This is a genomic window from Lactobacillus nasalidis (assembly GCF_016587775.1).
GTDB classification, from domain to species: Bacteria; Bacillota; Bacilli; order Lactobacillales; family Lactobacillaceae; genus Lactobacillus; species Lactobacillus nasalidis.
Genome location: NZ_BOCG01000060.1, coordinates 1 through 5,220 on the forward strand (window position 1 = coordinate 1; position 5,220 = coordinate 5,220).

Annotated in this window: 5 protein-coding genes and 1 pseudogene; all 6 read right to left on the reverse strand. The window is 53.7% G+C overall.

Going from position 1 to position 5,220, the window contains the following annotated elements; all coding sequences use genetic code 11:
* Positions 1-251: LysR family transcriptional regulator (locus lacNas_RS00570; protein ID WP_201346494.1), on the reverse strand; the 251-nt coding region annotated here is incomplete at its 3' end.
* Positions 252-353: 102 nt separating this feature from the next.
* On the reverse strand, positions 354-1,088 hold the full coding sequence (locus tag lacNas_RS00575) for a DUF554 domain-containing protein (protein WP_201330457.1): 735 nt from the start codon (positions 1,086-1,088) through the stop codon (positions 354-356).
* Positions 1,089-1,225: 137 nt separating this feature from the next.
* Positions 1,226-2,362 (reverse strand): sigma-70 family RNA polymerase sigma factor, encoded by a 1,137-nt coding sequence (locus tag lacNas_RS00580; protein ID WP_201330458.1) that lies wholly within the window; start codon positions 2,360-2,362, stop codon positions 1,226-1,228.
* 36 nt (positions 2,363-2,398) lie between these two features.
* Complete coding sequence (rpoD, locus tag lacNas_RS00585) at positions 2,399-3,520, reverse strand: RNA polymerase sigma factor RpoD (protein ID WP_201330459.1); 1,122 nt, start codon at positions 3,518-3,520, stop codon at positions 2,399-2,401.
* A gap of 47 nt (positions 3,521-3,567) precedes the next feature.
* Entirely contained in the window at positions 3,568-4,653 is a 1,086-nt protein-coding gene (rpoD, locus tag lacNas_RS00590; protein WP_373868024.1) for an RNA polymerase sigma factor RpoD, read from the reverse strand.
* Position 4,654: 1 nt separating this feature from the next.
* Positions 4,655-5,220, reverse strand: a pseudogene (locus tag lacNas_RS00595) (DNA primase); the annotation flags it as partial.

Sequence of the window (5,220 nt, forward strand, 5' to 3'; positions counted from 1 at the left end):
CGGCAGTCTTCAACCGCCTGGTCAAAGCGGCGGCTGCTTTCAACCACCTGGCGGGCAAACGGGAGCAGGTACTCGCCTTCTTTGGTTAGGCTGACCTGGCGGCTGCTTCTGTCAAAGAGCTTCATGCCCAGTTCCTTTTCCAGAGCCGCAATATGCTTGGAAACCGTGCTTTGGCTGGTATACAGGTCATCCGCTGTCTGTGAAAAGCTCAAGGTGCCAGCCAGGGAAACAAAGGTTTGAATCTTTTCCACGCTTTCTTCTCCATTTCTATCTCACGTTTTTAGCCAATTATGGTCTATTTCATGCCTTCTGTCAAAAACGCAAGAAAAAAAGCTGCCTTGCGGCAGCCTTTTTTAAGCACCCAGGGCCTTCAAGACCACGTTGACCCAGAACCAGGAGAAAGGCATTACCAGGATCATGGCCGGTATCATGTCGGCAATCGGGAAGTTTTTCAATTTGGCCATTCTGAAACCAGTGGCCAGCATCAGGAAACCGCCGCAGGCCTTGAAGTCAATGATCATCGTGTTGTTGGTCATAGGCAGGATGAACTGGGCCAGGATGAAGAGCAGGAACAGCACCAGGAATTGCGGAATCGCGACCAGGCTGACAACATAGCCCAGGTTGCAGGCAAAAATCGCTGCCGTGAACAAGTCCAGAATTGCCTTGGAGAAAAGGATCGAGTTGTCGCCGGTCATCCCCGCCGTCAGACTCCCGTAAATCCCCGTCCCGCTGGCACAGAAGAGGACAATGCTCGTCACCAGCTGGTTGACGAACTCGTCATGGGTCAGGCCCAGTTTTTCAGCCGGGAAGTGCTTGCTGATCGGAGCCTGCATCAGCATGGCCCCCTTGTTGAAGAGCTGGCCCAAGTGACAAGCCAGGCCGATCACCGTTCCCAAAATCAAGGCAAAAATTACCGCTGGCATGTTTTTCATCGGGGCTATTGCCATGACCCCCATGCCCATCGAACAGATCCCGAAGATCAAGTTCAGATCCCGTTTAAATTCGTCACTTAACAAGTGGCCACCAAATGCGCCCAAAAGTCCGCCGATCAAAACGGACAAGGCATCGACAATCGCGCCTGTTGGCATTATAAGTACCTCCTAAAAACTCAATAGCTTGCTTTTTTAATTTAGCAAACTCGGCGCTTGCCAACAATTCGATTTTCCCGCGGATCTATTCGTCAGCGGAATAAGCGAAAAAAAAACAGCCTTGCGGCTGTTTTTTGCTATTCAGCTGGGAAGTAGTCCTGCAATAGGTCTGAGTGGTGCTTCAGCTTCTTGACTGCCTTGGCCTCGATCTGCCGGACCCGTTCGCGGGTAACGCCCAGACTGCGGCCGACTTCTTCCAAAGTATGCGGCTCGTCGTTTTCCAAACCGAAACGCAGCTTCAAGACCTTGGCCTCACGTTCGGTCAGATACTCGCCCATCATGTCGGACAATTGGTCCTTCAGCATTTCAAAAGCAGTGTATTCTTCCGGGTTGACGGCCTTGTTGTCTTCAAGCAGGTCGCCAAGCTGCGAGTCGCCTTCTTCACCGACCGGCTTGTCCAGAGAGTCAGTTTCCTGGTTCTTGGCCACGGTGATGATTTCCTGGACCTTTGCCAGCGGCTCATTCATCTCAGCGGCCAGCTCTTCTGGCTTGGCATCCCGGTCCAAGTCCTGCTGCAGCGTCCGCTGGATCCGGTTCATCTTGTTGATGCTTTCCACCACGTGCACCGGAATTCTGATCATCCGGTCCTGGTCAGCCAGAGCCCGGGTGATTGCCTGCCGGATCCACCAGGTTGCATAGGTCGAGAACTTGAAGCCCTTGGAATAGTCGAACTTGTCAACGGCCTTCATCAAGCCAATGTTGCCTTCTTGAATCAAGTCCAGGATCCCCATCTTGCCGTTGTGCTTGGCATAGCGCTTGGCTATGGAAACTACCAGCCGCAGGTTGGCCGCGGCCAGTTCGTCCTTGGCAGACTCATCCCCGTTTTCAATCCGCTTGGCCACTTCGACTTCTTCATCCCGGCTCAAAAGCGGCACCTTGCCGATTTCCTTCAGGTACATCCGCACCGAGTCATAAACCCGGTCGCTGTCGCTGGAAGCGACCATTTCCTTTTGTTCTTTCTTTTCAGCTTCTTCTTCAACCTTGAGGGCCAGAGCCGACGGTTCACCCTGGTCGTCAACGATACTAATCCCATTGTCCGTAAACTGCTCAACCAGTTCAGCAGTCTCGGCTTCCCCAAGTTTGTACGGCACCAAAAGCCGTGCCTTCAGGTCGTTTTCGCTGATCTGCTTGGTCTTTTTCAGACCGGTAATCACCATTTTGACTGCTTTTTCCAATGGAAAATCATTTACGTTAGAAGCATTTTCTTTTGCCATTCAATCCGCCCTGTTCATCTTAAACTGCTAAAAATACTACTCTAAAAAGTCACGCAATTGGTTGCTCCGGCTCGGATGCCGCAGCTTGCGCAAAGCCTTGGCTTCGATCTGCCGGATTCTTTCCCGGGTCACGCCAAAGACCCGGCCAACTTCTTCCAAAGTCCGAGGATTGCCGTCATCCAGCCCGAAGCGCAGGCGCAGCACATTCTCTTCCCGGTCGGTCAAAGTATCCAGAACCTCAGCCAGCTGATCTTTCAGCATTTCACTGGCCGCGTGCTGCTCGGGACTGGTGGCGTCCTTGTCCTCAATGAAATCGCCCAGGTGGGAGTCATCTTCTTCCCCAATTGGCGTTTCCAAGGAAACCGGCTCTTGAGCCACCTTAAGAATCTCCCGGACCTTCTTGACCGGCAGATCCATTTCCGCGGCAATCTCTTCAGGCTCGGGATCCCGGCCCAAGTCCTGCAAAAGCTGCCGCTGAATCCGGATCAGCTTGTTGATGGTTTCCACCATGTGCACCGGAATCCGGATCGTCCGGGCCTGGTCGGCGATCGCCCGCGTAATTGCCTGGCGGATCCACCAAGTTGCATAAGTTGAAAATTTGAAGCCCAGCCGGTAGTCGAACTTGTCGACTGCCTTCATCAAACCCATGTTGCCTTCCTGGATCAAGTCCAGAAAGCTCATCCCGCGGCCAACGTAGCGCTTGGCGATGGAAACCACCAGCCGCAGGTTGGCATTGGTCAGTTCGTCCTTGGCTTCCTGGTCACCGGCCTCAATCCGCTTGGCCAAGGCAACCTCCTCGTCACCGCTGAGCAGGCTGACGCGGCCGATCCGCTTCAAATACTGGCGCACCGGGTCGTTCATCCGGCTGCCTGGAGCAGAAAGGTGTTCAAGCTCGGCCTTTTCAACATTCTTTTGCTTGGTCAGAGCCAGCTTGGAAGGTTCACCCTTCTCGTCAACGATGCTGATCCCGTTGTCCTCAAATTCTTGCACCAGCTGGTCGACCGCTTTGCCTTCCAGCTGGTAAGGCTTCAGCAAGCGGTCGGTAAATTCCTTTTCAGAAATTTGCTTGCTCTTTTTGACATCCTTAACAACTACTTTAACGGCATCAGCCAGGGAAACCTGGTCTGCCTTCACTGCCTTCTTTGCTTTGTCTGTCATTTGATCGCCTTCACTCTATCATCACAGCGGTTTGCCGCTGGTAAAACCTAATCCAAGAAGTCGCGCAACTGACTGCTGCGGCTTGGATGCCGCAGCTTGCGCAAAGCCTTGGCTTCAATCTGCCGGATTCTTTCCCGCGTCACGTCAAAATGCTGGCCGACTTCTTCCAAAGTCCGCGTCTTGCCATCGTCAAGACCAAAGCGCAGGCGCAGAACCTCTTCTTCCCGGTCACTCAAGGTGTCCAAGACTTCCGCCAGCTGCTCTTTCAGCATTTCATTAGCCGCGTGCTGCTCGGGACTGGTCGCATCCTTGTCTTCGATAAAATCGCCCAGGTGGGAGTCGTCCTCTTCCCCGATCGGCGTTTCCAAAGAAACCGGCTCTTGGGAAATCTTCAGAATTTCCCGGACCTTTTTGACCGGCAGATCCATTTCCGCGGCAATTTCTTCGGGCTCGGGATCCCGGCCCAAGTCCTGCAAGAGCTGCCGCTGGATCCGGATCAGCTTGTTGATGGTTTCCACCATGTGCACCGGAATCCGGATCGTCCGGGCCTGGTCGGCAATCGCCCGCGTGATCGCTTGGCGGATCCACCAAGTCGCGTAAGTTGAAAACTTGAAGCCCAGCCGGTAGTCGAACTTGTCGACCGCCTTCATCAAGCCCATGTTGCCTTCTTGAATCAAGTCCAAGAAGTTCATCCCGCGGCCAACATAGCGCTTGGCAATGGAAACCACCAGCCGCAGGTTGGCTTCGGCCAGTTCCTGCTTGGCTTCCTCATCGCCGGCCTCGATCCGCTTGGCCAGGGCAACTTCTTCCTCGCTGCTGAGCAGGTTGACGCGGCCGATCTCCTTCAAATACATCCGTACCGGGTCATTCATCTTCATCCCGCTCGGAGCCGCCAGATTGTTCAATTCCGCCTTTTCAACGTGCTTTTGCTTGGTCAGAGCCAGCTTGGACGGCTTGCCGGCCTCATCAACGATGCTGATCCCGTTGTCTTCAAATTCCTGAACCAGCTGGTCAACCGCCTTGCCCTCCAGTTGGTAAGGCTTGAGCAGCCGGTCGGTGAAAGCAGCTTCAGTGATTTGATGGTCGTTCTTTACTCCCTCAACAACCAGCTTAACTGCCTTTTCTAAAGGCATCTCATTGCTCGTGGCTTGCTTTTTTTCTGTCACTAACTGCCTCCTCTTCCTGCAATTTGAGCTGTCGCAGCTGCAAAATTGCCTGTGTCTCCCGCAAAATTGCCGTTTGGTCGTTTCGCCGGCGCGCGTCGGCAATCGCCTGCATATGCTGGCCGATCTCATCATCTATCTTGCACAGATTGAGCACGCGCACCTGTGCTTCAAGTTCTTCCAGGGTAATTTCACCTGGAATCTCCATCATATCAGTACTAACAATTATACTCTGAAGTTCTTCAGGAATAAAATCTAAAAACCCGCTTAATGAAACATTTTCATGAGTTTCAATGTAATTGAGCCAGAGCTTGGCAAGCCGCTCATACTGGGGGCTGGGAAAAACGAAGCCGTTCAGCAGCAGATACTCCCTCGCCTCATCGGAATAGATGTAGGCATACAAGAGGCGCTGCTGGGCCCGCGTGGCCCTGGTGACTGGCTGCTGCTCTTGGACGGGAGCCGGCGGCAAGACAGCGGGTTCAGCGGCGCTGGTGTGCTCATCAATGCGGCGCTGCCGGCGCCGGGCCCGGGAGAGGT